This window comes from Capnocytophaga ochracea DSM 7271, from assembly GCF_000023285.1.
GTDB lineage: Bacteria > Bacteroidota > Bacteroidia > Flavobacteriales > Flavobacteriaceae > Capnocytophaga > Capnocytophaga ochracea.
Map to the genome: position 1 here is coordinate 966893 of NC_013162.1, position 24950 is coordinate 991842.

A 24950-nucleotide genomic window follows, 5' to 3' on the forward strand; every position below is an offset into this window, starting at 1 on the left:
TTTGTCTTAGTTTGTTATTTCAACTACGATTGGTGATACAGGAGGTAATCTGAGGTCAGAATTACCGATGATACTTGCTTTTACGTCAAATATCTGGATTTTATCACCACGTTTAGCTCTTAGAACAGCTGCTCTTGCTTGTTCGTTCATTCTACTACCTTTCACGTATACACTTGGTTGTCCTGGAATGAACACTTTAAATTCGTTTACTTGTAGTTTCAAGTCGAAGTCGAAGTCTTCCAAAACAGCCATCACAGGCATTACAGATACGTTTGCTTTTGGTAATTTAGCGTTTCCTATTTGTCCGCCCAAGCTGGTTACAGCACGTGGGATATTTTTAATACGGAACATTTTAGAAGAGCTGAATTTTTGTCCTGCAAGCTCACCTGTTACGTGAATAGTAACTTCTCTACCTTGTCCTGGACGCATTACCCAAGCACCACTACCACTCGCTTTAGATAAACCAGGTGCTGATGCTGAAATTTTGTTATCAGGAACACCAGGCATAGAGATAGTGATAGGGTTAGCAACACCACGATACACTACGTTCATCTTATCAGCTGAAATAACTGCTGAGTTTGGTTTAGGAATCACTGAGAAAGATTGTGCTACAGGAACAGCAATACGTTTTCCGTCTTGGTCGAAGTACAAGTTACCTGTAATTTTGTGGTCACCTGTATTACCTGCTGAAATGTTTAATTTCACACGACCATCTTCAATAGTGTATTCACTTGTTCCTAACTTTCTACCGTCGATAGCGATGTCTACTTCATTAGGACGTGTAGTAGCGTCTTTTCTACCCAATACGATAGAACCATCGAATTTCTCACCTTGGTAATACGCTCCTTTACCTTGTTCAAGTAAAGTTGTATAGTTAGTCATTGAAACTTGTGATTTCAAGCTACCTGCCAAAGCAGTATCGAAAAATTCTTGTTGAGTAGTTAAGATGTCTGACTGCATCATTGAGAGTTTTGCCAAAGTTGCAACGTAAGGAAACCCTTCAAAGTTAAAATTTAACCATTTTACGGTTCTGCCTTCTCTATTCTTTACGTCGTCAGTATTAAAGTTTACGCTTACTTTATCGGCCAAAGCTTTATAAGCTGGATTATCTCCCAATACTTTTAATACTCCTTCGCGATAGGTTTTCATTTTTTCAATGAATTCACTTGCGTGAGCTTTAGCTTGTGCTCCCTCAGCAAAGAAATAATTATCAGTAAAATCTGACTGATCCATTGCCTGATAGTTTCTTTGATTTACAGGAATGTCTTTTTGACCAATTACATCTTCTACTTTGGTTTTAATATCTTGGATATAGCTGTACAATCCATCTGATAGTTCCTTTATTTGTTTGGATTGTTCATATATCTCACCATATTGAGCTTGATTCTCATTTGCTTTATTTGCTAATTCGGCTAAAGCATTAGATGTGCCTTCATTAGCTCTTTTGTTTGATGATTCAAACTTTTGATTCACTAACCCGAATGCATCTAGTACTTGCTTGCCCATATTCAATGCGATCATCGCAAGGAATACTAAGTACATCAGGTTAATCATCTTCTGTCTTGGACTTAATTTTCCACCTGCCATAAGCTATTTTTTTAATAAGTTAATAAATAATTACTCTTATCGTGCGCCGCCCATTGCAGATAACATTCCTCCATAGATAGTGTTCAAAGATCTTAAGTTGTCTTTAAACGTAAGCATTTGCTGATTTAATGAATCTAAGTTATCAACAACACCTGCTTGTGCAGATACTTGTCTTTCTGTTCTTTCCAATTGTAGTTTGTAAAGGCTGTTCAATGACTCTAAGTTTGATGCTGCTGCTGAAAGCTCTTCACCATATTTGTGAGTAGCCACCATCGTATTAGCCACTGGAGCGATTTCTTTACTTGCTTCTGCAAAGTTTTCAATAGATCTTCCTAATGAACGCATCATATTAGCATCGATACGAGCTTCTGCTAAAATACCATCTAATTTTTGTGATAATGATTCTCTAAGAATCTTATCTTCTCCTGACTGTAAAGCCAAAGCTCCTTGGCGTCCTGATGGAGCACCTCCTTTTAGCTCAGGATAAACCAATGACCAATCGAACTCTTCATCTATTGGTTCAAAAGCTGAGAAGAAGAAGACGAATGCTTCTGTTCCCATCCCTACTGCTAACAATACGCCACCGCTGATACCTAAGATATCCACGTGCAAAATTTTGGCTAAGGCACCGATAATTACAACTGAGGCACCTATACCATAAACCATATTAAACAATTTCTTTGTTGATCTACTTCCTGCCATAAGACTTTTTTTTTATTTGTTAAATTTATTAGTTAATTTGTTTGATTTTTCTTTTAATACTATCTGTATCCTCTTGCTGATTTAGCTTGTTGTTTGTCGCTGATACCCATAAAATCTTGTACGGTACGGAACCCTATATAACTACGGGCTGAGTCTTGGTACTCATAATCACGGGTATTTACTTGTAACATAAAGGCAACGTCCTTCCAAGAACCTCCACGTATTACTTTACGGTGATTTTTGTCATCAAGTACGTTAGGATTCATAGTAGACATATATTCATATGAATTGGGGTCATATGAGGTGTTTGTCCATTCTGATACGTTACCTGCCATATTGTAAAGGTTGTAACCATTAGGTTCGTACGACTTAGCTTCTACGGTATAGAGTGCATTATCAACAGCATAGTCACCACGCATTGGTTTAAAGTTTGCAAGGAAACAAGCTCTATCATCATAGGTATAAGGACCTCCCCAAGGATAAGTACCTCCTGGCAGACCACCACGTGCTGCGTATTCCCATTCCGATTCAATTGGCAAACGGAAAGAGTTTACTGTGTAATCACCTTTTGATTTTTGATAAGAGTTTTTGTTAAGAGTACGCCATTCACAGAAGGCTTTGGCTTGAATCCAACTAACCCCTACCACAGGATAGTCGCCATAAGCTTCGTGCCAAAAATAGTCGTTGTGCATTGGCTCGTTATAAGAATAGTTGAAGTCGCGAATCCACACAGTAGTATCAGGATATACTTTCACGATTTCCTCTTTAATGAAGTCTTTACGGTTACCACGCGTACGAGCGGCTTTATCCATATCAAGCCATTGATATTTAAACTCGAACTTCTGAACGTCCATAATGCGTTTGCCATTGTAAGCTTCTTCTTCGGGCAAATACATTTTGTCCATTACTTCCGAGTAGTATTCATCTGGGAATTTATTAGTGTCCCAAATAAGTGCTACTTTCTTGTTCAATTTTCGTGCTTTTTGGTCGCCATATGTGTTTTGAAGATACTGCTGATAAGCATTCATCTTCTCGGTGTTCGCATCTAAGTATGCGTATTCACCGATACCTCCACTGCCTTGGGTCTGACCGGTTTGTTCCGCCATTTCAGCTAACTGAGTACGGATAATTGAATCGCGAACCCAATTCACGAACTGGCGATACTCACTATTTGTGATTTCGGTTTCGTCCATATAGAACGACCCCACGCTCACAGTTTTCACTGGTGCGTTAAAACTCGCAGTTTTATCATCATCGGAACTACCCATAATGAAAGAACCACTCGGAATAAGCGTCATACCGTAAGGAGCAGGCTGTTTCCAGCTCTTCCCCTTAACACCTACAAGCTCTCCTTTGCTGTCGCCACCGCCACGCTTACACGCAGCTAGTACTAATAGTACAAGTAGCATTACAAATATTCTTCTTGCCATAAACATTGTTTAAATTCACATTTAATTAGGGCGCAAACGTACGCATTTATTTTATACACACAAAATTTATTCAACAATATTTTTCAATAACCTACAAACTTTAACACTATTTTTACATTTTAACCCCTTTTACCCTTTGAAATGTAAAAAAAAAGTAAAAGAATGAGTTTACTTTTTACCCTATTTAATACTTCTTTTGTAAACACTTTTGGCTACTAAATAGTATAAAAAGCTGTGTAATATTGTTACGAAGCTATTTTCCTTTTTCCTCTCCCCTACTCTTTATTGGAGTGTTTTAATCCCCATATTCCAAAGAGTGAATGCTTGCAAATCGGCGTTTTGTTCTATAGTTTTGCTCACTGGTGTTCCTGCTCCGTGCCCTGCATTAGTCTCTATTCGTATAAGAATAGGGTTGTTGCCCGTTTGTTTTGCTTGCAATTCCGCAGCAAACTTAAAACTGTGAGCAGGTACTACTCTATCGTCGTGGTCTCCTGTTGTTATAAGGGTAGCGGGATAAGCTACTCCTTGTTTTACATTGTGTAAGGGTGAATAGGCTTTTAAGTATTCAAACATTTCTTTGCTATCATCAGATGTGCCATAATCATAAGCCCAGCCTGCTCCTGCAGTAAAAGTGTGATAACGCAACATATCGAGTACACCTACTGCGGGTAAAGCTACCTTAAACAGGTCGGGGCGTTGTAACATTGTAGCTCCTACCAAGAGTCCTCCGTTAGAGCCTCCTCTGATAGCAAGGTATTGGGGAGAGGTGTATTTCTCTTTTATAAGATATTCAGCAGCTGCTATAAAATCGTCGAATACGTTTTGCTTTTGCATCTTAGTGCCTGCATCGTGCCATTGTTTACCGTATTCCCCTCCTCCACGTAAGTTAGGAACAGCATATACCCCCCCGAGTTCCAACCACACCGCATTGGCAACACTGAATGTAGGCATCAAACTGATATTGAACCCTCCATATCCATATAATAAGGTAGGATTTTTACCGTTGAGTTTGATTCCTTTTTTATAGGTAATCATCATTGGTATTTTTGTGCCGTCTTTAGAGGTATAAAACACTTGCTTAGATTCGTAGTGAGTGGCATCAAAAGCAATAGCGGGTTTCCAATAGAGTTCAGTAGCTCCTGTTGCCAAATCCATTTTGTATATTTGGGTAGGATATGCGTAATTGGTGAAACTAAAATAGGTGTGTGTTTCATCTTTTTTAGCATAAAAACCTCCCGCACTACCTATACTGGGGAGCTTCACTTCGCGAATGAGCTTCCCTTCGTAGTCGTATTGTTTTACCTGAGAAAGAGCATCTACCATATATTTAGCAAATAAGTATTTGCCTGCGGTAGTAATACTGAGCACATTCTTGGTTTCAGGGATAACATCTTGCCAATGCTCTGGCTGTGGATTTTTAAAGTCTACTTTCACTAAGCGACCGTTAGGCGCATTGATATTGGTTTCTAAAAAGAGCGTTGTGCCTTGGTTATTTACAAATCCTGTATCTCCATCGAAGTTGTTGGTAATAGTTACCAAAGAAGATTTAGGATTTGATAAATCTTTTACAAATAGTTTATTACCTGAGGTCGCATTGGCAACCGAAATGAACAGATATTTCCCGTCATTGGATACTGTGCCCGACACATAACGATATTTCTCAGCTGGTGTACCACCAAAAATGAGCTTATCACTCTTTTGAGATGTGCCGAGTTTGTGATAATAAAGTTTGTGCTGGTCGGTTTTTGCTGATAGCTCACTGCCTTTGGGTTTGTCGTAGCTGGAATAGAAGAAGCCTTCATTGCCCTTCCACGCTATACTACTAAATTTTATATCTACTAAGGTATCACCTATTGCCTTTTTAGTTTTCGCATCGAGCACTATCCCTTTTCTCCAGTCGCTACCGCCTTCTGAAATGAGATAAGCTACTAACGAACCATCTTCGGAGAAAGCGACGTCTCCTAATGAAGTTGTTCCATCCTTAGAAAAAGTATTCGGATTTAAGAAAATTTCTTCTTTGCCTTCTTTATCTTTGCGATAGAGCACCGATTGGTTTTGTAAGCCATCGTTCTTGTAATAATAGGTATAATCGCCTTCGGTAAAAGGAGCGCTCAGTTTCTCATAATTCCAAAGTTTTTCGAGTTTCTCTTTTATTGCTTGTCGATAAGGTATTTTAGAGAGATAACCAAACGTAAAATCGTTTTGCACTTTTACCCACTGAGCGGTTTCAGCAGAACGGTCGTCTTCAAGCCAACGGTAAGGGTCAGCCACCTGAGTGCCGAAGTAAGTATCAACGGTATTATCCATACGTGTTTGAGGATAGTTCATCTTTTCGTCGTTAGTGTTGTTAGGGTTTTGGTTGCAGGCTACTAAAAGAAGTAGCGTTGCGGAGAATAAGGAATGTTTCATATTATAAATTATTAGTAATGTCTTTTAAAAATATAGGTTCGCTTTTATCTATAAAAAAGGGTGCCTAAAAATATTGCTATTTTTAAAACACCCCATATTCTTAATTCAGTTATAAATTTCTCAGCTTAGAAGAACAAAGCTACTCCAATACCAACACCGAAAGTACCTTGTTGAGCTTTAAATTTGTTTGCTTGCTTATTCTTTAAAGAAAAATGGTCATAACCTACATAACCTGTAAGAGCAGCTCCATTATTTACAAAGTAAGCAATACCTGCTTTACCTCCTACTACTAAACCATTCCATTTATTAGCGTCACTTGTTGAGCCTTTTTCAGATTTGTGAGCATATCCTACTTTAGCTCCTACAAAAGGTGCCAATTTTCCTCCGATAGGAAAATAATAGTGTGCAGTAGGAGCAACAGTAAAGGTGTTCTCTGCTCCATCTTCACCTTTTGTTTTTTTACTTTCATAGCCTAATCCCAAACCTACTGCCAAATTATCAATCACAAAGTAGTTTAAGTTTGGAGTAATTTTAAATGTAGAAACTGTTGTTTCTCCTGTTTTAGTTCCATCATTTCTAACAGTTGTTTTTTGAGATTCAAATGAAAGAGCCAAGTCAGAGCCTACCATCCAGTTTCCTTTTTCAGTTTGTGCGTATGTAGCGCTTGCAAAAGCAACTGCTACGATTAATAAAAATTTTTTCATACAATTCTATATTTTTATTGTTATTAATAAGGCAAAGGTACTACTTATTTTCGAATGTGCAAATTTTTTTAAAGAAATTTTTCGCTTTGTTTTATCTTTTAGAATGTTTATACCATAACGTCTGTTCAATATGTAATTCTAATTATTAATCTCGTTTGCGGTATATACTTTGCCAAAGTTAATCGTCCGCCGTGCTACGGCTACCCGTGTGTCCACCCCTGTCCAAGAAGTCTAACCTGCAAAACGAGTGACATTAGTAGATAGTAGCACTATAAACTCTATTAATATTCAATTATAATTTAATTAACCTTTATTGTAGACCCACTGTAGACCCACTGTAGAGCCACTGTAGACCCACTGTAGAGCCACTGCGGTTCCGTCTAAAGTTTATTTAACACCCGTTCAAAATCTATAACACTGATTTACAATTACGTTTGTATCATAATCTGTGTAAATCCAGTAACGAAGTTGCCCATCCGTGTCCATCACATTTGTCAATTGTCAATTATCAATTGAACTATCCGTGAAATCCGTGAAATCTGTGCGAGACATTTAAAACAGCAAAGCTGTTTATTTATTTGTTTGATTTTCTAAAGATTTGTAAGATTTCTGTAGCGTAAGCTACACCTTTATTACATCCAAACCACCTTAATTAACACCTATTCAAAATCTACAACACCGATTTACAATTACGTTTGTATCATAATCTGTGTAAATCCAGTAACGAAGTTGCCCATCCGTGTCCATCACATTTGTCAATTGTCAATTATCAATTGAACTATCCGTGAAATCCGTGAAATCTGTGCGAGACATTTAAAACAGCAAAGCTGTTTATTTATTTGTTTGATTTTCTAAAGATTTGTAAGATTTCTGTAGCGTAAGCTACACCTTTATTACATCCAAACCACCTTAATTAACACCTATTCAAAATCTACAACACCGATTTACAATTACGTTTGTATTACAATCCTTGTAAATCCAGCAACGAAGTTCCCCATCCGTGCCCATCACATTTGTCAATTATCAATTATCAATTGTCAATTGAAAGACTTTCTGTAGCGTAAGCTACATTTTTATTATATCAACTAAAAAAGGGGTGTCTTAAAAAATATCACTACTTTTTAAAACACCCCATACTTATATAATTATGAAGGATTTCCTGCTTAGAAGAACAAAGCTACTCCTATACCTACACCCAAAACACCCTCTTTTGCTTTGCGTTTACTGTTATCTGTATTTTTTAAAGAAAAATGGTCATACTCTGCATAGGCTGTAAGAGCAGCACCTCGATTTACAAAGTAAGCCAAGCCTGCTTTACCTCCTACTACTAAACCATTCCACTCACCATTAGTGCCCGGTTGGTTTTCTCTGCTTGCAAAACCTATTTTTGCTCCCACAAAAGGTGCTAAACTTCCACCTGTAGGAAAATAGTAATGCACATTAGGGGCAATTGTAAGGGTATTCGATTTGTATTCCCAATTATCTCCCCTTTTATCTTTTGAATGTTCATAACTCACTCCTAAACCTACTGCTAAATTATGAACCACAAAGTAATTAAAGTTAGGTGTGATTTTAAAAGTAGTTACTGTTTGATCTAATTCTGTAACTTGGTCATTTTTCACTACTAAGTTTTTAGATTGAAATGAAAGACCCAAATCGGCACCTACCATCCAGCTTCCTTTTCCAGTTTGTGCGTAGGTAACAGTTGCAAAAACAACGGCTACTACTAATAAAATTCTTTTCATACTATTCATTTTTTGTTTTTAATTAAGGCAAAGATACAAAATAATTACGAATTACAAAATACGAATTACAAAAAAATGCTTTTTCACTTTTCACTTAATGGCAAAAAGCTACCATATCTAATTCGTTTTCAAGACAAAAATCGATGTTCTCTTTTAGTCCCATAATATGTTCATAACTATAGCCTTTGTCTCTTCTTCCTCAGTTTCGCTTTTAGAGCCAAAACAGCTTTTATCTCTGGAGTTTTTACTCCGTAAGCAAACATATAGTATCCCATAGGTGAGTGGTTTTTAAAGAAAGGACAAAGATAGTGTTTTTATAAAGAGAAGGACAAAAGTATAGTTAGTAAATTCAAGAATAAGTTGTATTTTTGCCAAATAAGTAAATAGATATCAAAAATATGCAACACTGGATATTGACCTCTGCACAAGAGTTTTACGCAAATGCTAAAGATATATTGGACAAGTGCCGAGCCTCTTTCTATATAGAGGTAGGAGATGGTAAGGGAGGATATAGGCAAATTCTTATCACCCGAGAGAATGAAAGTGCTATCCCCTCAATAATGCTTGAAGATATAGAGGGTTTTACCTACCGTCAGTTTATCATTGTCTCTAGCCCTGATGTTACCATAGATACTGAAAAATGTATTTATGATCAAGATATACTGCCTTATGTTATAGAAGGTACGGGAGGAAGAGAAACGGAAGACATTATAGAGTGTATTTACTTGCGGATGATTCTCATTACCAAACTAATGGACGCTTCTGCTAAGTCTCTTTATAAGAAGTTGTATAAAAATTTAGAAGCTAACCCTAACTTTCGTAAGGGATTTCATCAAGGTTCTTCTATGCACAAAAACGCATTGTATGATCTAAGAACTATCCATAAGACCAAGCGATTTGAGCTTAACAATCCTTTATCTATTCTAACAATAGAGGAAAGAGAGAAGTAAAGATATTTTTAAGTTAAAAAACAACAAAGGCTGTCGCAAATTTTAGTTTGTGACAGCCTTTTATTTACTATTTTAACGTCTGTTCGATATGTACAATATTGTTTTACATTTGTTTTTTCATTACTGTTCCGTGAAATTCCTCAGCTAAAGCTGAGCAATCCGTGGAACAATGATGTTTTACAAAAGAATCATCTGTGCTAAATCTGTGAAATCCGTGAAATCTGTGCGAGACATTTAAAACAGCAAAGCTGTTTATTTGTTTAATTTTTTAAAGATTTGTAAGATTTCTGTAGCGTAAGCTATATTTTTATTACATCAAACTCACGTTAATTTACTAATTGAATGCTTAGTTCTTTCAGTTGTGCCTCATCAATAGGCGAAGGGGCATCAATCATCACATCGCGACCGCTGTTGTTTTTAGGAAAAGCGATAAAGTCGCGGATAGTTTCTTGTCCGCCGAGCAGTGCTACTAATCGGTCGAAGCCAAAAGCCAAGCCACCGTGAGGAGGAGCGCCGTATTTGAAGGCGTTCATCAAGAAGCCAAATTGTGCTTGTGCCTGCTCAGGGGTAAAGCCCAATAGCTGGAACATCTTGGCTTGTAACTCTTGGTTGAAGATACGTATAGAACCCCCACCTACTTCATTACCGTTGAGCACGAGGTCGTAAGCATTGGCGCGTACCTCACCAGGGTTGCTATCAAGTAACGGAATATCCTCAGGTTTAGGCGAGGTGAAAGGGTGGTGCATCGCAAAGAAGCGTTCTTCTTCTTCGCTCCACTCCAAAAGAGGAAAATCTACGACCCAAAGTGGTGCATATTCATCGGGGTTGCGCAAGCCGAGACGCTCAGCGAGTTCCATACGGAGGGCGCTGAGTTGCCCACGTACTTTATTTGCCTTACCTGAAAGGATACAGATAAGGTCGCCTGCTTTGGCACCAGTGCGCTCTGCCCACGCCTTGAGGTCGTCCTCGTTATAGAATTTATCTACTGATGATTTGAAGCTACCATCTTCATTGCATTTTACATATACCATTCCGGAAGCGCCTACTTGCGGACGTTTTACCCATTCTACCAAAGCATCAATCTCTTTGCGGGTGTAGCTGTTGGCACCAGGTACGGCAATCCCTACTACCAATTCGGCTTCGTTGAACACCTTGAAATCGCGGTGTTGCGCAAGGTCGTTGAGTTCGCCGAACTTCATACCAAAACGGATATCGGGTTTGTCGTTGCCATAAGTTTTCATCGCCTCGGCGTAGGTCATACGAGGGAAAGCCCCAAAGTCTAAGCCTTTGAGTTCTTTGAGGAGGTGTTTTGCCAAACCTTCAAAAGTACTGATAACGTCCTCTTGTTCTACAAACGACATTTCGCAGTCTATTTGGGTAAACTCCGGCTGACGGTCGGCGCGAAGGTCTTCATCACGGAAGCACTTTACGATTTGGAAGTACTTGTCTAATCCGCCTACCATTAGCAGCTGCTTAAAGGTTTGCGGTGATTGAGGGAGTGCGTAGAACTCACCTGGGTTCATACGGCTAGGTACCACAAAATCGCGTGCGCCTTCGGGTGTTGATTTGATAAGCACGGGCGTTTCTACCTCTATAAAGCCTTGTCCAGAGAGGTAGTTGCGCACCATTATCCCCACTTTGTGGCGGAAAATAAGATTATCGCGCACAGGGGTACGACGTATATCGAGATAGCGGTACTTCATACGGAGGTCTTCACCGCCATCGGTATTATCTTCAATAGTAAAAGGAGGGAGTTCGGAATGGTTAAGCAAGGTGAGTGCTGTAACGAGGATTTCCACCTCTCCGGTAGGAATATTTGCGTTGGCTGCCTCGCGCTTGATCACAATACCTTGAATTTGAATCACGTCCTCACGAGAGAGGGTTTTAGCTTGCTCGAAGACTGTTTTATCAGTGCGTTCTTCATCAAAAATAAGCTGGGTGATGCCATAGCGGTCGCGTAGGTCTACCCAAATCATAAATCCCTTGTTGCGGATGCGTTGTACCCATCCGCTGAGGGTTACTTGTTGTTTTTCGTGAGAGAGTCGTAGCTCTCCACAAGTATGCGTTCTGTACATTTATTTTAATTATGAATTAGTGCTATTTTTTAAATAATTCGGAGTGGGAACCTACTCTTACCAAGTAAATTTCATTTTGTTCCTCATCATATTGCAACCAAATTATCAATAAATCAGGTAGGATATGACACTCTAAATGACCTTTATAATTACCTGTAAGTTTGTGGGGTCTCATATAATCAGGTAGAGCCTCAACTCCTCCTTTTTTTAACAATGTGATAGTGTCAGTAATCTTCTTTACTTTGGTCTCATCATTAAGGAATTTTTTAAAATCCTTTTTAAAAAGTCCTGTATAGTATATTTCATATTTAAATGTTTCTTCTTCCATAGTTAGTTTTTAAGAGATTCTATTAATTCCTCTACGGTTGCATAGCTCTTTTTGTTTTTTTCTTTAGCCATAGTTTCGGCTTCTTTCATAGCTTGTAGAGTAAGATCATTAGGGATATAGCTCTCTTCTTGAGGGGGGGTGTATTCAAAATCAATGTTCATTTCTTTGAATAGGGTAGTTAGTACATTGATTTGATTTTGAGTTTTAGGATAAACTAATAGACACATAATATTCAATTTTTAAGGTTTTTACTTTTGATACTCTTCTATACGCCTACTCGCTGACTTCCTCTAAAGGGGGAAATGCGACGCAAAAGCGATAACATTCTGTTAATCAGAGATTATTATTTTTCAACTCTTGATTCATATTAATAATAGCTGATTTCGTAAATAGTAGAGGCGTCTTGTTTGGTAAACACTATTTCTTTTCTTTCCAAATACTTTCTCTTGCCACTTTCTTCTTTATAAGAAAAGGTATAAATTCTCTCTTGTTCGTATTTTACATCAATAGGTTTGCCTTTAGAATCTTTGGTGATGTGCTCTTTATGGGTGATACTAAACTTATAAGTGCCATTGGTATTAGTGAACTCTTTGTAAGTCATATTTTTGACAGTACCTGCCTTTATTTTAGTAATTAGAGCTTCTAATTTTTCTATGTCTTCATCTGAAATTGCACCAGAAGAGATACTTACTCCGTTATCATCACCAGAACGATTTTCTACTATACGACTTACATAGCCGTCTTTATCGTAAGCATAAGTAAATTTTATAAGTGAGGCATACGATGCGTTTTCCTTTTTGTACGTATAAGATTTAGAGATAGACTCCAATAGATTTTTAGTGGGGACACCTACCGGAAGTGCATTTAGCAAATAAAAATAGGTGGTATAGACATCTATTTCACCTCTTTCTTCGTTGTTGAAGATAAAAAAGCGATTCTTATTTTCGTTAGGATAGTAAGAAAATTTCATTTCGTTAGTTTCTTTTGTTCCTTCCCAAGAAGTAGAGGTATAAGTTTCAGCAGTTAGGTTGCCATCTTTCCAAATAAAGTTACTATTATCAATTTTAGACAACTGACCTTTTTCGTCATAGCTGAAATAATTATGTCCGCCAGTCTCTTTTAAGTAACCTTTCTCATCTAAAGGAAATTCAAAATTTTGTTTTCCACTATTTGCTATAATTTTTCCTTGAGAATAACTAAATTCATAGGTTACTTGTTCACCTCCTTTATCAGAAGTGAATTTTGAAATGCGCCCTTGTGCGTCATATTCATAAGCAAAGACTCCATTTTCTAAAGTATATATAAACTTAGGTTCACCATTTAGAAAATAGGTTGGGTCGATATTAGGGTTCTTTTTTCTATTTAAATAGGTAATCTTTACCTCTTTAATTCTCTTTACCTTTGTGGTTTTAGGAGGGGTAGGGTTATCAGGTATTGGATTATCAGGTGTTGGGTTGTCGTCGCTCTTTCCACAAGAAACTAAAGTAAGGATGGCAGTTGCTACTAAAAATAAGGCTTTTTTCATTGTTGATAATTTTAAATAATTCATTACTATATCATAGGGAATCCAACTTTGCCAAAGTGTGCGAGCCGTACGGGCAGAAAACCTTGGCAAAGTGTAGTAACACACTCATTGGCTAATTTACTAATTTTCAAATTTGCTAATTAAGCAAAAATTCGTCTTCCTCATTGCTTTCAATGCCTAAGGCTTCGTATATGTATTTGAAGGTGGAGAGCAATTTAGGTTTGCCATCTATGAGGGCTACATCGTGTTCAAAGTGGGCAGAAGGCTTGCCGTCGGCGGTGAGGATTGTCCAGCCGTCTTTGAGTTGGCGTATGCTCTTGGTACCCATATTAATCATAGGCTCTATGGCTACTACCATTCCGTCTTTAAACTTTTTACCACTACCGCGTCTGCCGTAGTTAGGCATTTCGGGGTCTTCGTGCATTTTGCGCCCTACGCCGTGTCCTACGAGTTCGCGCACTACTCCATAGCCGTGTGCCTCACAGTGTTGTTGTATAGCGTGCCCTACATCACCTACTCGGTTACCCGCACGAAACTGATGGATACCTATGTACAGCGATTCTTTGGTTACGCGCAATAGTTCTTTTACTTCGGGGGCTACTTCGCCTACTTCAAAAGTATAAGCGTGGTCGCCATAGTAACCGTTTTTCAATGCTCCGCAATCTATTGAGATGATGTCGCCTTCTTGTAACGGACGGTCGTTAGGGATGCCGTGTACTACTTGCGCATTAGGACTCATACATAGGGTGTTAGGGAAGCCATACAAACCCAAAAATCCTGGGATAGCCCCTTGACTGCGGATGTACTCTTCGGCGATTTTATCGAGATATAGGGTGGTTACCCCTGGTTTTACTTCTTTTGCCATTATACCCAAAGTGCGTGATACCACTTGGGCTGCTTGGTGTAGTAGTTCTATTTCTTCGGCTGTTCTAATGTGAATCATTTGTAATAACGAATTACGAAAGACGAATTACGAAAGTTTTGTCATTCGTAACTCGTCATTCGTAATTAGATTTCTATTTTTTGAATTGTTTTAGTAAATTGGTTGTAGAGCTGTCGTGAGCAGAAAGTTCGGTAGCGGCGATGTCTTTAAGGATTTTGCTTGCCAACTGTTTGCCGAGCTCTACGCCCCATTGGTCATAGCTGTAGATGTTCCAAATCACACCTTCTACAAATATCTTGTGCTCATACATTGCGATAAGACTACCCAAACTTTCAGGGGTGAGTTTATCGATGAGGATAGAGGTTGTAGGGCGGTTCCCTGTAAACACTTTGAAAGGTACTAAAGCTTCGTTTACCTTGTCACCCATTTCTTTGCGTACTTCGGCTTCGGTTTTACCTTTGAGGAGGGCTTCGGTTTGTGCAAAGAAGTTAGCCATTAGCTTGTTGTGGTGGTCGGTATTGCCGTGCAATGAGTGTTTAAAGCCAATGAAATCAGTAGGTATCAATTTAGTACCTTGGTGGATGAGCTGGAAGAACGCGTGTTGAGAGTTGGTTCCTGGTTCACCCCAGATAATTACTCCAGTTTGATAAGGGATAGGATTGCCATCACGATCGGTTTGTTTACCGTTACTTTCCATTATACCTTGTTGTAGGTACGCCGCCAAGCGGTGCAAATACTGAGTATAAGGAATGATCGCTTGACTTTCGGCTCCGTAGAAGTTGTTGTACCACACACTTAGCAATGCCAAGACTACCGGAATATTCTTCTCAAAAGGAGCAGTGCGGAAATGCTCGTCCATAGCGTGAGCCCCTTTGAGCAACTTATCAAAATTGTCATAACCTACTGATAGGGCAATGCTGAGACCTACGGCACTCCACAACGAAAAGCGTCCACCTACCCAGTCCCACATAGGGAATACGTTATCAGGGTCGATACCGAATTTATCGATTTCTTGCAAGTTAGTCGATACCGCTACAAAGTGTTTAGCAATATCTTTTTCTGAACCCGATTTCAGGAACCATTCTTTTACAGTAAGTGCATTAGAAAGGGTTTCCAATGTGGTAAAAGTCTTAGATACAATCACTATCAAAGTAGTTTCTGGGTTAAGGTGCTTAATAGTTTCAAGCACGTGGTCACCATCTACATTGCTGATGAAGTGTACGTTGAGGTGATTCTTATAGAATTTAAGCGCCTCAGTTACCATTGCCGGACCTAAGTCAGACCCACCAATACCAATATTCACCACATCGGTAAAGGCTTTACCAGTATAGCCTTTGCGTTTGCCACTGATGACTTCTTCGCTGAACTGTTTGATTTTATGTTTTACAGCCGCTACTTCGGGCATTACATTCTTCCCATCTACGTTTATCACGCTGTTTTCGGGCGCGCGAAGGGCAGTGTGCAAAACCGCGCGTTTTTCGGTGTTGTTGATAAGGTCGCCACCGAAGTATTTGCCAATAGCGTCCTTTAAACCACATTCCTCGGCGAGTTGCACAAGGAGTTTAAGAGTTTCTTCGTCTATGCGGTTTTTAGAATAATCTACATAGAAGTCGTGCCATTTGATGGCGAATTTCTCCGCGCGAGTGGGGTCTTTCTCAAATAGAGAAAGCATATGGCGGTCTTTTACTTCCGCAAAATGTTTTTGCAATGCTTTCCACGCATTGGTTTGTGTTGGATTACTGTTTTTTAACATTTTTATTTATATATGTTTAATGTTGTTATTCTTTTTATAGTCAATCACAAATTAGTCTGTAAATTTTGCACCTTTCACTTTGCCAAAGTTTGAAACTTTGGCAAAGTTAATTATCTTAATAATCAGTTGAATTCTCTATTTGTTTAATTATAATCTATGTAATAGCAACTAACATCTGTCTTTTCAGGGTGCAAAACTACAAGATAATGATGCCTCACCATTGGCTAATTTACTAATTGACAAATTACTTAATGAAACTTACTTTTTCAGTCTTTTAAACACAAAACGGGTGATAAAAATACCAGTAGAATCATTGCTTCCTGCATTGCTCTCTACTCCACTGGTAACAAAAGCAAGTTCCCAGCCTTCTTCACTCATAGTGTTCAACTTAGAAGTGATAAGAGCATCGTTGGCAGCGATGTTCTGAAAACGAATCCCCCCGAGATTAAAGAAGTTGAGGAGTTTGGTCTCATCAAAGCCCCTTACGCGAATCTCATCACGGTCGCTTTTGTTGCGTTCGTCTCCTTCTTCCGAGCGCGTAGTGGTAAATTCTTTATAATTGCGTGTTTCATTAGCCGAGATAAGTCGCGAGCGTCCTGCTCCCGAAGGTACCACCGATTCAATAGCGGTTACTACCTTAAATTCATACACTTGTGCTGAGGCGGTAAAGCCCACAAGAGCCAATAGATAAAAAATAAACTTTTTCATTGAAATAATATTTTAAACGTTTTTCTGATATTTAAACTAATCAAACCATTTTCTCTTCTTATTCTTCATTTTCGACAGAGCTCCCATTGATAAAAACTTCATAACTATCAAGTCTCGCTTTATCTATTTTGTAATTCTCTTCGTCTTCCTTAATAATGATAATACTATCAAATCCTAATTCATTCATCTTCTGAATAGTTAAAAGTTCTCCTTCTTTTACTTGAAAAACTTTTCTTAATAACCAATCTGAAAGAGCTTTATTAGGATTTGTCATTAATGCTTTTGAGTTATCTTGGCAAACTTTTGCACTGAGAATCTCTCCTGTGGGGACTTTAAGTTTAAACTGTACATCTCTTTTAGGAAAGAAATTAGGAAACTGTTTATGAATTTCAATTGGTATAGGGATATATATTTCTCCTAAATCTCTTTTTCTCCCTCCAGCATTCCACTGATTGAGTCCACTTTTCTCAAAGACATACTTTCTCTTTTGCTTTCTGCCGTACAAAGGAAGTATCACATAGTTTATACCTTTAATTAATTTATCTTTAGCAGGTTTAAAAACTTTATCTCCAAATAATTCTAAAAGTAATTGATAAGGGTCTTCTATAATTTCTACTGGCAAATGAAAAGCATTTTGCGGAATATAAAATTTCCTAAAAAGAGTACTTTTCGAGTAATTAAAATTATACTGATTTTTACCATCATCAAATTGTAGACTTGCCTTGGTATCTTTTATAGAATGAATATTATTTATATCTATCTTATCGTAGTCTGTCTCAAACAGAATTAATTCCTTTTCTCGTCTCGCTACTATATGATATAGTGAGTTATTAATGTTATAAAGTCTATTGGCTAAATCTATTCTTTCATTACGAAATTTTGCAAGTTTTAGTGCTAATTCTTTTCCTTTCAAAGGTTTTAATATTGTTGATAAAGAATTAAATTCAGCCACTTTTTCTATACTACTATTTGAAGGACAAGTAAATGTTTTTAATCCTACTCCAATAGATTCGTAATTTGCATCAAAAGCAGTGTCTGAACGAGAAAGATTTTCAGCATCAAAACTTTTACAAAAAACATTTTCAACTACCCTATAATTAATATAGGGAATTATACTTTCACTGAAAAGTCCTGATAACTTAGAAACCGCAGAAAGTAATTTCAAGTAATCACCATTCTTTTCTTTATCTATTTTAGCAAATGACTTCATAACACTTTCAAAATTTGTTCACTTACTCTTTGAATTAAAGGCATTGTCACAGAGTTCCCTGCCTGCATATATAATTTTGATATAGCTATTTCTTTAGAAAGTATAAAGCCTTTTGGATAACCTTGAAAATTAAAACATTCTCGTGGGGTTAACTTCCTAATACCAAAATTATCTTTAATAATCGGTACATTATGTCCCCCTGTACCCATATTAGCTGTTAAAGTAGGACAAACATTGTTCTTATTTTCTCGAACATACACACGCCTCCATTGATAAATAGTATCTTTACGTGTTACTATTTTAATAAGTTCTGGACTGTATTTGTGAGATAGCTGATAATAAAAATAATCATTCTGTTTTCCTTTCTCTAAAAAGCTATGAATCGTTTTAGTAAGTTTAATTTTTTCAGGAAATTGGAACTCTTTATAATTAGGAACTTGTTTAGGATCAAAAGCTACTATAAAAATACGCTCTCTATTTTGTGGAATATTAGCATATTCCATTGTATTGAGGACTTTATAAAATATCTTGTAACCTAATTTCTCTTCTAAGATATTCGTTATTACCTTAAATGTTTTACCCTTATCGTGACTCACTAAGTTCTTTACATTTTCTAAAAAAATAACCTTAGGACGATGCTTCCTTACTATTTCTTCTATCTCAAAAAAAAGTGTTCCCCTAATATCTTCAAAACCTTTTTGATATCCAGCTATAGAAAATGCTTGACAAGGAAATCCTGCGCAAAGTATATCAAATTCATTAGGAATATTATCTTTCGTTTCTTGTAAAGTAATATCGCCAAAAGGAACTTCTCCATAGTTTAGCTTATAGGTTTGCTGAGCGAACTTGTCCCATTCTGACGAAAAGACACATTCAGCCCCTATATTCTGCAAAGCATAGCGGAAGCCCCCTACCCCTGCAAATAAATCTATGAATTTAACGCTTTTTCCCATATCCAAAAACTCTTATTTTTCTCTCTAAAGTCCTAAATAACCCTTTCTCAAAGGCGTATCCTTGATTCTCTTTTAATTTTAAAAACTAATTAGTTCCTATTTTGGAAGTACAGCATCACTCGTTTACATCAAGTTCTCATTAAAAACAATTAAAATTGCTTTATATAATCGCCTATGTAACTCGTACTTACCCGTCGTGCTACGACCTTCTATTCTAATAAAAATTCGTACTTCTGCTCAATTAACCATTAATCACTAATCATTAACCATTGTTACGACACCGTTTGCTTTTGTACATTCGTTACCTCCTCTTCCATTTCAATAGGGGTCGCTTTTAGCGCATCAAGCTGTTCTTTTAGTGGCGCAATCTCCTTCAAATATTTAGCTTTAAGTCGCGCATCAATAGGCACCGATTCTGGTAACTTCTCTCTGAGTGGGTCTACTTGTCTTCCATTCTTCCAGAAACGATAGCACACGTGAGGACCTGTTGCCAAGCCGGTACTTCCCACAAGTCCAATCACCTGTCCTTGCGATACGTGTTGTCCTCTGCGTGCCAATATTCTCGACATATGCAAGTACTGTGTTGTATACATATTGTTGTGGCGCACCTTCACGTAGTTACCATTACCCGAACTATAGCCCGCCTCAATCACCGTTCCTGATGCCGTCACCCGTATAGGCGTACCCGTAGGTGCTGCATAGTCGGTACCAAAATGTCCCTTCATACGGTGAAGCACAGGGTGAAAACGCATTCCAAATTTAGACGTAATGCGGAAGATATCCAAAGGCGATTTCAAAAACATTCGCTTCATCATATTCCCCTTTTCGTCGTAATAACCATTTGTGCCTTTTGCCGAATCGGTAGTGAAGTTAAAAGCGTAATAAGGTTTCCCTTGCCACTCAAAATAAGCCGCTTTCACTCTCTCAACTCCCGCAAAAATAGTGTCGTCCACATAACGTTCCTCATAAATAATCTTAAAATTATCACCTTTTTGCAAGCGGAAAAAGTCGATGGTGTAATCAAAAATCTGTCCCATTTGGTAGGTAGCATTCGCACTGATACCCGCCGCAAGCGCATCAACTGTAAGATTGCTGTTGATATTTCCTGCCAATGCCTTTTCCACAATCGTTACTTTGCGTTGCGCTTTGTAAGCGTGAACCGAGTCTCCAAGACGCACCACTACGTAATCCGTAACGTTCGGCTGATAGATAAAGCTATGGGGTTTCGAGGGGTCTTTTTTATCGTACAAAAAAGCGTAAACCTTACCCGTACGTATATTCTTAGGGTTAAACTCTCCTTTGGTTTTTTGGGTGATATTATGAATATCCACCGCTCCTATATTGTTCTCTTCTAATAGTTTACCAAAGGTATCACCCTGCTTAATCGTGTCTTTCACTATCGTGTAATCGTTCAGGTTGAAACCAAATTCATACACCGGAGGTTTAGGTGCCTCAACAGTAGCCGAAGCTGTTGCCTTCTCAGCATTAGGGGTATCATTACAAGCCGTGAATACCGAAAGCTGAAGTGCAAAAAATGAAAAATAAAGGACTTTCTTCATCATAAGTTTTCTGTTTCTGTTTTTACATTTTTTAGTTCACAAACACCAAGCCATTTAGGGCGCAAGTGTATCAAAAAATCTTACAAAGGTGCAAATAAAAAATGAACTACGCAAATAAAAAAACTAAAAAAACTGCATATACCTCCTTTAATTTATTCATAATTAATGTATTAAGCTGTATACCTCAATTTTTGCAAACTGCTTCTATGTCCTCTTTTTCAACACTTTTACCGCTACCCTTCGCCTTATCTTTTTCTTAAATCCTAGCCATACCCAAATGCCCTCTCCCCTACTCAGTACATTTTTCTACCCTACAAGCTATATAAGTAGTACATTTTTCCACCAAAACTCCATTTTACAAAATGCCTCCTCCCAAAAAAGCGCCATCTATCGTCCAACATTCGTTCAAGATTCGTTTAAGGTTCGTCCAAGCTACCTATACAATAGTAAATTTTTCTTTTTGAAAATCCTTATCCCTATTTCTCTTAAAAACTATCTGTGTGGCTCACTTTCCCGAGTCTCCCCGAGAGCTCCTAACCAGACTCTTCTTCATTTTCTCATTTTCTCATTTTCTCATTTCCAAATTTTCTCATTTTCCAAATTTGCTCATTTGCTAATTACCTCCTATCTTTGCCCCCATAAAACAAATTATTATGAAATATCTTTATACTCTCATTGCCCTACTAACAGCCACTAATGCCTTTGGGCAGAACATATTTTTGCTCAAAGAACTCTTTTTAAAAGGCAACGTAAAATCCGTGCGCGTTATCCCTTATCAAGTAAAAGAAAACAAGAAACACCGCATTCAAAAAACAGCTGTAAAGAAATTCTATTACGATGAAAATCTGTTTCTCTTAGCCAATGAGCAAGGATATGTTGTCCAACAAATTATGTTTGCCGACCGAAATGTGTTCAACCTTAAAACAGAAGTAACTTACGACGATAATAACCGAGAAACAAACTTAAAAGTATACGATGAAACCGATACTCTATTGCGTGAGTATACCCTTACTTATGACGATAAAGAGAAAAAAATGCAGAAAACTGTCTACTTTCCTAAAACAGGTAAGGAATATTTAGTACTTTCAAGTGATACAAACAAACGTAGTTACCCTACCTATGCTACTTATTACAACACCGATGAAAGTATCAAAAACTACTCTTCATATAAGTACGACAAGAAGGATAACCAACTCGAAACCAAAGTCTACAATCCCGATAAATCAGTAAAATACACCAAGAAGACAAAGTATAATAAAAACGGATTCGTTACCCACCAAATAACCAAATCCAACGAAAAGAATAAAAGCCTCGAAACAGTGTATACCTATAAAAAAGAGCCTTTTCCTACTGAAATGCTCTTAATTTTCGAAAAGAAGACCCATAATAAAGCAAAAAAAATAAACTATACCTTTTCTTATCAATACGATGAAAAAGGTAATTGGATAGAGAAGAAATGCTTTTCCGAAGGCAAATTAGTATATATCGTAGAAAGAGAAATCACATATTATTAGTAAATTAGCTTCATATTTAATTATTGGTATTATTGGCATTTCTGGTATTATTGGCATTATTAAAATTTTTATCGTATGAGCTTATTCTCTATTCTTATATTTCTTTTTTTCTTTTGGCTTTTTAGACAACTTTCCCAACAGCTACCCACCGAACAGCCCTTTCGCAACCCATTTCAGCAAAATATATCACCCGCTACATTCGAGCTGAATCTCCTCTCACTTTGTAGCCTAGTTATCAAAGCCAACGGACGTGTTACCCAAGCCGAATTAGATTTCGTGCGTTTGCAGTTTGTGCGTCTTTATGGTAAAGAACGCGCTAATGCCGTGTTTCGCAGTTTTAATGAACTAATAAAAGGACGCCAGATAGAAGCTCCCCGAGTAGCAATGTACGTACGAGCGCGTACTACCTACGAAACACGCTTGCAAATCCTCTATTTTCTCTTTGGTATTGCTCAAGCCGATGGAGTAGTAAGCCAAGACGAAGTACAACAAATAGAGCAAATAGCCTATTACTTCCAGATAGAAAAAAGTGATTTTATAAGTATCAAAGCAATGTTTGCTAACACTTATGGTAGTAATAGCTATACCCAAACTCCCAATGAAAATGCTTATGCTATTTTAGGTATAAGCCCCCAAGCTACTGATGCCGAAGTAAAACAAGCTTACAGAAATATGGCAAAAAAATATCACCCCGATAGAGTGATTACAGAAGATGAAGCCATAAAAAAAGGCGCCGAAGAAAAGTTCAAACAAGTACAACAAGCCTATGAACAAATCGCACGCCAAAGAGGAATGAACTAACTAAATAGCTTACCCTTATAAACAAAAAAGTGGCAAGCTACCTACATCGCACCGCTACAACCGAATACCTTTGCTGTGTTCCCACCCTGGAGGATTTTTCAGGAGCTGGTCGTGTAGGACTTGCCGGCGACAAAAGTACAACTTTTTTATTACATAGCAAATTTTTTCTATTTTTTTTCTTGTTTAGTAACTCTATTTTTATTACCTTTGCACACAAAAGTATCGTATAACGACCTTTCAAAATCTAATTAAAACAGTTAAAGAACAAAGAAAAATATTAAATATCAATAATGAAAAAACTATTCTTTTTATTCTTAGCACTCCTATCGTTACAGTGTAGTAAATCACAAGATAGTGAGACCACAGGTTTGAACTCTGACAAGATGCTCACCCTTATCAATCAGCAACGACAAAAAGGCTGCAATTGTGGTAGTAATTATTTTAAACCCGTACCTCCTGTAAAGTGGAATAAAACAATAGGAAAAGTAGCCAAAGCCCATAGTGACGATATGCTTAAACGCAACGTATTAACTCACTATAGTAAAAACGGACAAGATCCTGGTGGGAGACTTATTAACGCTGGTTATGAATGGGCTACGTGGACTGAAAATGTAGCTATGGGACAACAAAATGAAGAAGAAGCAATGAAAAGTTGGCTCGAAAGTCCAGGACATTGCGCTAATATTATGAATGCCCAAGTTACCGAAGTAGGTGCTGGTCGTAGCGGTAAGTATTGGACGCAACTCTTTGCCGCACCCAAATAATACTTATTACTGATATACTCCGCAATAACGGATTTTGCCTATTATTACCTGAGAAATGTACCTCGACGTTCATTCGCATACCCAGCATTCAACTTCCGATACTTTGGTGATTCGCAATCAATATCCACTTACCGCCGATATTAGCGAACCTTTCTCAGTAGGTATTCACCCTTGGTTTTTAAACGATTTTGAGGCGCAGTGGAATGCACTCATACCCTTAGCCCAGCATTTCAACTGCTGGGCAATAGGTGAATGTGGTCTCGATAAGAACGTTACCTCTCCCCTACCCTTACAACAAGAAATCTTTCTAAGGCACATAGAATTAGCCGAAAGTTTAGAGCTCCCACTTATCATTCACTGTGTGAAAGCTTATGCCGAAGTAATACAACTCCGCAAACGCACCCGCTCACAACAGTTATGGATATTGCACGGCTTCAGAAAAAACCTAAAAGTAGCACAAGAGCTCATTGCTCACGGCATTGCCATTTCTTTTGGCACTCCCCTACTCTATTCTCATCAATTGCAAGAAGTCTTTAAGAAAATCCCCCCTGAATACCGGTTTTTTGAAAGCGATGACAGCATTCAACCATTAGTTATCAAACAAGTCAAACAAGCCAGATTTATCACGTCTGAAACCTAAATCTAAAATTTTCTAGTTAAAAAATTTGCTCGTTTGCTAATTACTTCATATCTTTGCGCCCTGAAAATTGAAAGGGGGTGTATCTTTATGTTAATAATTCCTTTAAAAGACGGAGAAAGCATCGATAAAGCTTTAAAACGTTATAAACGCAAATTCGACCGTACAGGTGTAGTACGTGAACTACGTGAAAGACAACATTTCACTAAACCTTCTGTGCGTAGAAGAGCCGAAATCCAAAAAGCACAATACATTCAGTACTTGAAAGATCAAGAAGAAGTATAGTTCATTGTGGAGATATTCAATTTTTAGTAGGAACGGATAATATTCGTTCCTACTTTTTTTATTTGAGTGTTGTTCATTATCCTTATCGGTATTGTTCATTGTCCATTCTTAAATTGTGTATAACTTGAGGAAGAAAAAACACTAAAATATTTGCTTCTTTATGTTTTCTGTGTATACAAAAATGAAGATGAAAAAAGCAAATTTATTTCTTATAAAATATCCACTACTTTTTGTCAGTTATAAACAATCTGCTAAGTGAAAAGTTCTCAACAAAAAGTTGTGCATAATATCAAAAAGAGTTATCAACAATTTTGCTTAAAATATTCATTTAAAAAACCGTAAATCACTTTTTATTGTTGATAACTAATCATAATATTCTTAAACTGAAAAAAGCAAGTTTTTAGGCTTAATTTTATCCCTCTTATGAA

At 37.6% G+C, this 24950-nt stretch carries 22 protein-coding genes and 1 other RNA gene; 6 read left to right on the top strand and 17 right to left on the bottom strand.

Translation table 11 applies throughout. The features are described 5' to 3' along the window. Positions 1–6 precede the first annotated feature (6 nt). The 6 genes from porM to COCH_RS04100 form a co-directional block, all read right to left on the bottom strand. On the bottom strand, positions 7–1587 hold the full coding sequence (gene porM, locus COCH_RS04075) for a type IX secretion system motor protein PorM/GldM (protein ID WP_002674366.1): 1581 nt from the start codon (positions 1585–1587) through the stop codon (positions 7–9). A gap of 36 nt (positions 1588–1623) precedes the next feature. Next, positions 1624–2289 carry a type IX secretion system motor protein PorL/GldL gene (gene porL, locus COCH_RS04080; protein WP_002674368.1) on the bottom strand — a complete coding sequence of 222 codons (666 nt, stop codon included), beginning with the start codon at positions 2287–2289 and terminating at the stop codon, positions 1624–1626. Positions 2290–2348: 59 nt separating this feature from the next. Continuing rightward, positions 2349–3725 (bottom strand): T9SS ring complex lipoprotein PorK/GldK, encoded by a 1377-nt coding sequence (gene porK / locus COCH_RS04085; RefSeq protein WP_002674370.1) that lies wholly within the window; start codon positions 3723–3725, stop codon positions 2349–2351. 276 nt (positions 3726–4001) lie between these two features. After that, a complete protein-coding gene (locus COCH_RS04090; RefSeq protein ID WP_015782045.1) occupies positions 4002–6128 on the bottom strand; it encodes a prolyl oligopeptidase family serine peptidase in 2127 nt (708 codons plus the stop codon). Positions 6129–6253: 125 nt separating this feature from the next. Next, positions 6254–6832 carry an outer membrane beta-barrel protein gene (locus COCH_RS04095; protein ID WP_015782046.1) on the bottom strand — a complete coding sequence of 193 codons (579 nt, stop codon included), beginning with the start codon at positions 6830–6832 and terminating at the stop codon, positions 6254–6256. 1163 nt (positions 6833–7995) lie between these two features. Further along, positions 7996–8577, bottom strand: coding sequence for an outer membrane beta-barrel protein (locus COCH_RS04100; protein ID WP_422647619.1), 582 nt, complete (start codon positions 8575–8577; stop codon positions 7996–7998). A 398-nt stretch (positions 8578–8975) separates the two neighbouring features. Here COCH_RS04100 and COCH_RS04105 point away from each other — a divergent pair, with 398 nt between their 5' ends. Next, positions 8976–9527, top strand: a complete 552-nt coding sequence (locus tag COCH_RS04105; protein WP_015782048.1) for a hypothetical protein — start codon at positions 8976–8978, stop codon at positions 9525–9527. Between the two features lie 326 nt (positions 9528–9853). Here the strand turns inward: COCH_RS04105 and aspS are convergent, their stop codons facing one another. From aspS to COCH_RS04155, 10 genes are all read right to left on the bottom strand, one after another. Then, a complete protein-coding gene (gene aspS / locus COCH_RS04110) occupies positions 9854–11602 on the bottom strand; it encodes an aspartate--tRNA ligase (RefSeq protein ID WP_015782049.1) in 1749 nt (582 codons plus the stop codon). A gap of 22 nt (positions 11603–11624) precedes the next feature. Continuing rightward, on the bottom strand, positions 11625–11930 hold the full coding sequence (locus COCH_RS04115) for a type II toxin-antitoxin system YafQ family toxin (protein ID WP_015782050.1): 306 nt from the start codon (positions 11928–11930) through the stop codon (positions 11625–11627). A 2-nt stretch (positions 11931–11932) separates the two neighbouring features. Then, a complete protein-coding gene (locus COCH_RS04120; protein ID WP_015782051.1) occupies positions 11933–12157 on the bottom strand; it encodes a hypothetical protein in 225 nt (74 codons plus the stop codon). 140 nt (positions 12158–12297) lie between these two features. Further along, a complete protein-coding gene (locus COCH_RS04125; protein ID WP_041546921.1) occupies positions 12298–13455 on the bottom strand; it encodes a DUF4595 domain-containing protein in 1158 nt (385 codons plus the stop codon). Positions 13456–13591: 136 nt separating this feature from the next. Next, entirely contained in the window at positions 13592–14398 is an 807-nt protein-coding gene (gene map, locus COCH_RS04130; protein ID WP_015782053.1) for a type I methionyl aminopeptidase, read from the bottom strand. A 73-nt stretch (positions 14399–14471) separates the two neighbouring features. Then, a complete protein-coding gene (gene pgi / locus COCH_RS04135) occupies positions 14472–16091 on the bottom strand; it encodes a glucose-6-phosphate isomerase (protein WP_015782054.1) in 1620 nt (539 codons plus the stop codon). Between the two features lie 258 nt (positions 16092–16349). After that, positions 16350–16799: a hypothetical protein gene (locus COCH_RS04140; protein ID WP_009410492.1), complete on the bottom strand. Its 450-nt coding sequence runs from the start codon at positions 16797–16799 to the stop codon at positions 16350–16352. Between the two features lie 58 nt (positions 16800–16857). Beyond that, a complete protein-coding gene (locus COCH_RS04145) occupies positions 16858–18009 on the bottom strand; it encodes a restriction endonuclease (protein ID WP_015782055.1) in 1152 nt (383 codons plus the stop codon). Further along, positions 18006–18962, bottom strand: a complete 957-nt coding sequence (gene dcm / locus COCH_RS04150) for a DNA cytosine methyltransferase (protein ID WP_015782056.1) — start codon at positions 18960–18962, stop codon at positions 18006–18008. The genes COCH_RS04145 and dcm overlap by 4 nt, the downstream gene beginning before the upstream one ends. Positions 18963–19234: 272 nt before the next feature. Next, on the bottom strand, positions 19235–20524 hold the full coding sequence (locus COCH_RS04155; RefSeq protein WP_015782057.1) for a M23 family metallopeptidase: 1290 nt from the start codon (positions 20522–20524) through the stop codon (positions 19235–19237). A gap of 650 nt (positions 20525–21174) precedes the next feature. Between COCH_RS04155 and COCH_RS04160 the strand changes: the two genes are divergently transcribed. Then, a complete protein-coding gene (locus COCH_RS04160) occupies positions 21175–22035 on the top strand; it encodes a hypothetical protein (protein ID WP_015782059.1) in 861 nt (286 codons plus the stop codon). A 75-nt stretch (positions 22036–22110) separates the two neighbouring features. Next, complete coding sequence (locus COCH_RS04165; RefSeq protein ID WP_002674396.1) at positions 22111–22836, top strand: molecular chaperone DjiA; 726 nt, start codon at positions 22111–22113, stop codon at positions 22834–22836. 27 nt (positions 22837–22863) lie between these two features. Here COCH_RS04165 and ffs read toward each other — a convergent pair. Beyond that, positions 22864–22962, bottom strand: an RNA gene (gene ffs, locus COCH_RS11095) — signal recognition particle sRNA small type. A 161-nt stretch (positions 22963–23123) separates the two neighbouring features. Between ffs and COCH_RS04170 the strand changes: the two genes are divergently transcribed. The 3 genes from COCH_RS04170 to rpsU all read left to right on the top strand — a co-directional run bounded on the left by COCH_RS04170 (position 23124) and on the right by rpsU (position 24522). Next, entirely contained in the window at positions 23124–23600 is a 477-nt protein-coding gene (locus COCH_RS04170) for a CAP domain-containing protein (protein WP_041546676.1), read from the top strand. Between the two features lie 55 nt (positions 23601–23655). Further along, complete coding sequence (locus COCH_RS04175; RefSeq protein WP_015782061.1) at positions 23656–24240, top strand: TatD family hydrolase; 585 nt, start codon at positions 23656–23658, stop codon at positions 24238–24240. Positions 24241–24327: 87 nt separating this feature from the next. After that, on the top strand, positions 24328–24522 hold the full coding sequence (gene rpsU / locus COCH_RS04180) for a 30S ribosomal protein S21 (protein ID WP_015782062.1): 195 nt from the start codon (positions 24328–24330) through the stop codon (positions 24520–24522). Positions 24523–24950 lie beyond the last annotated feature (428 nt).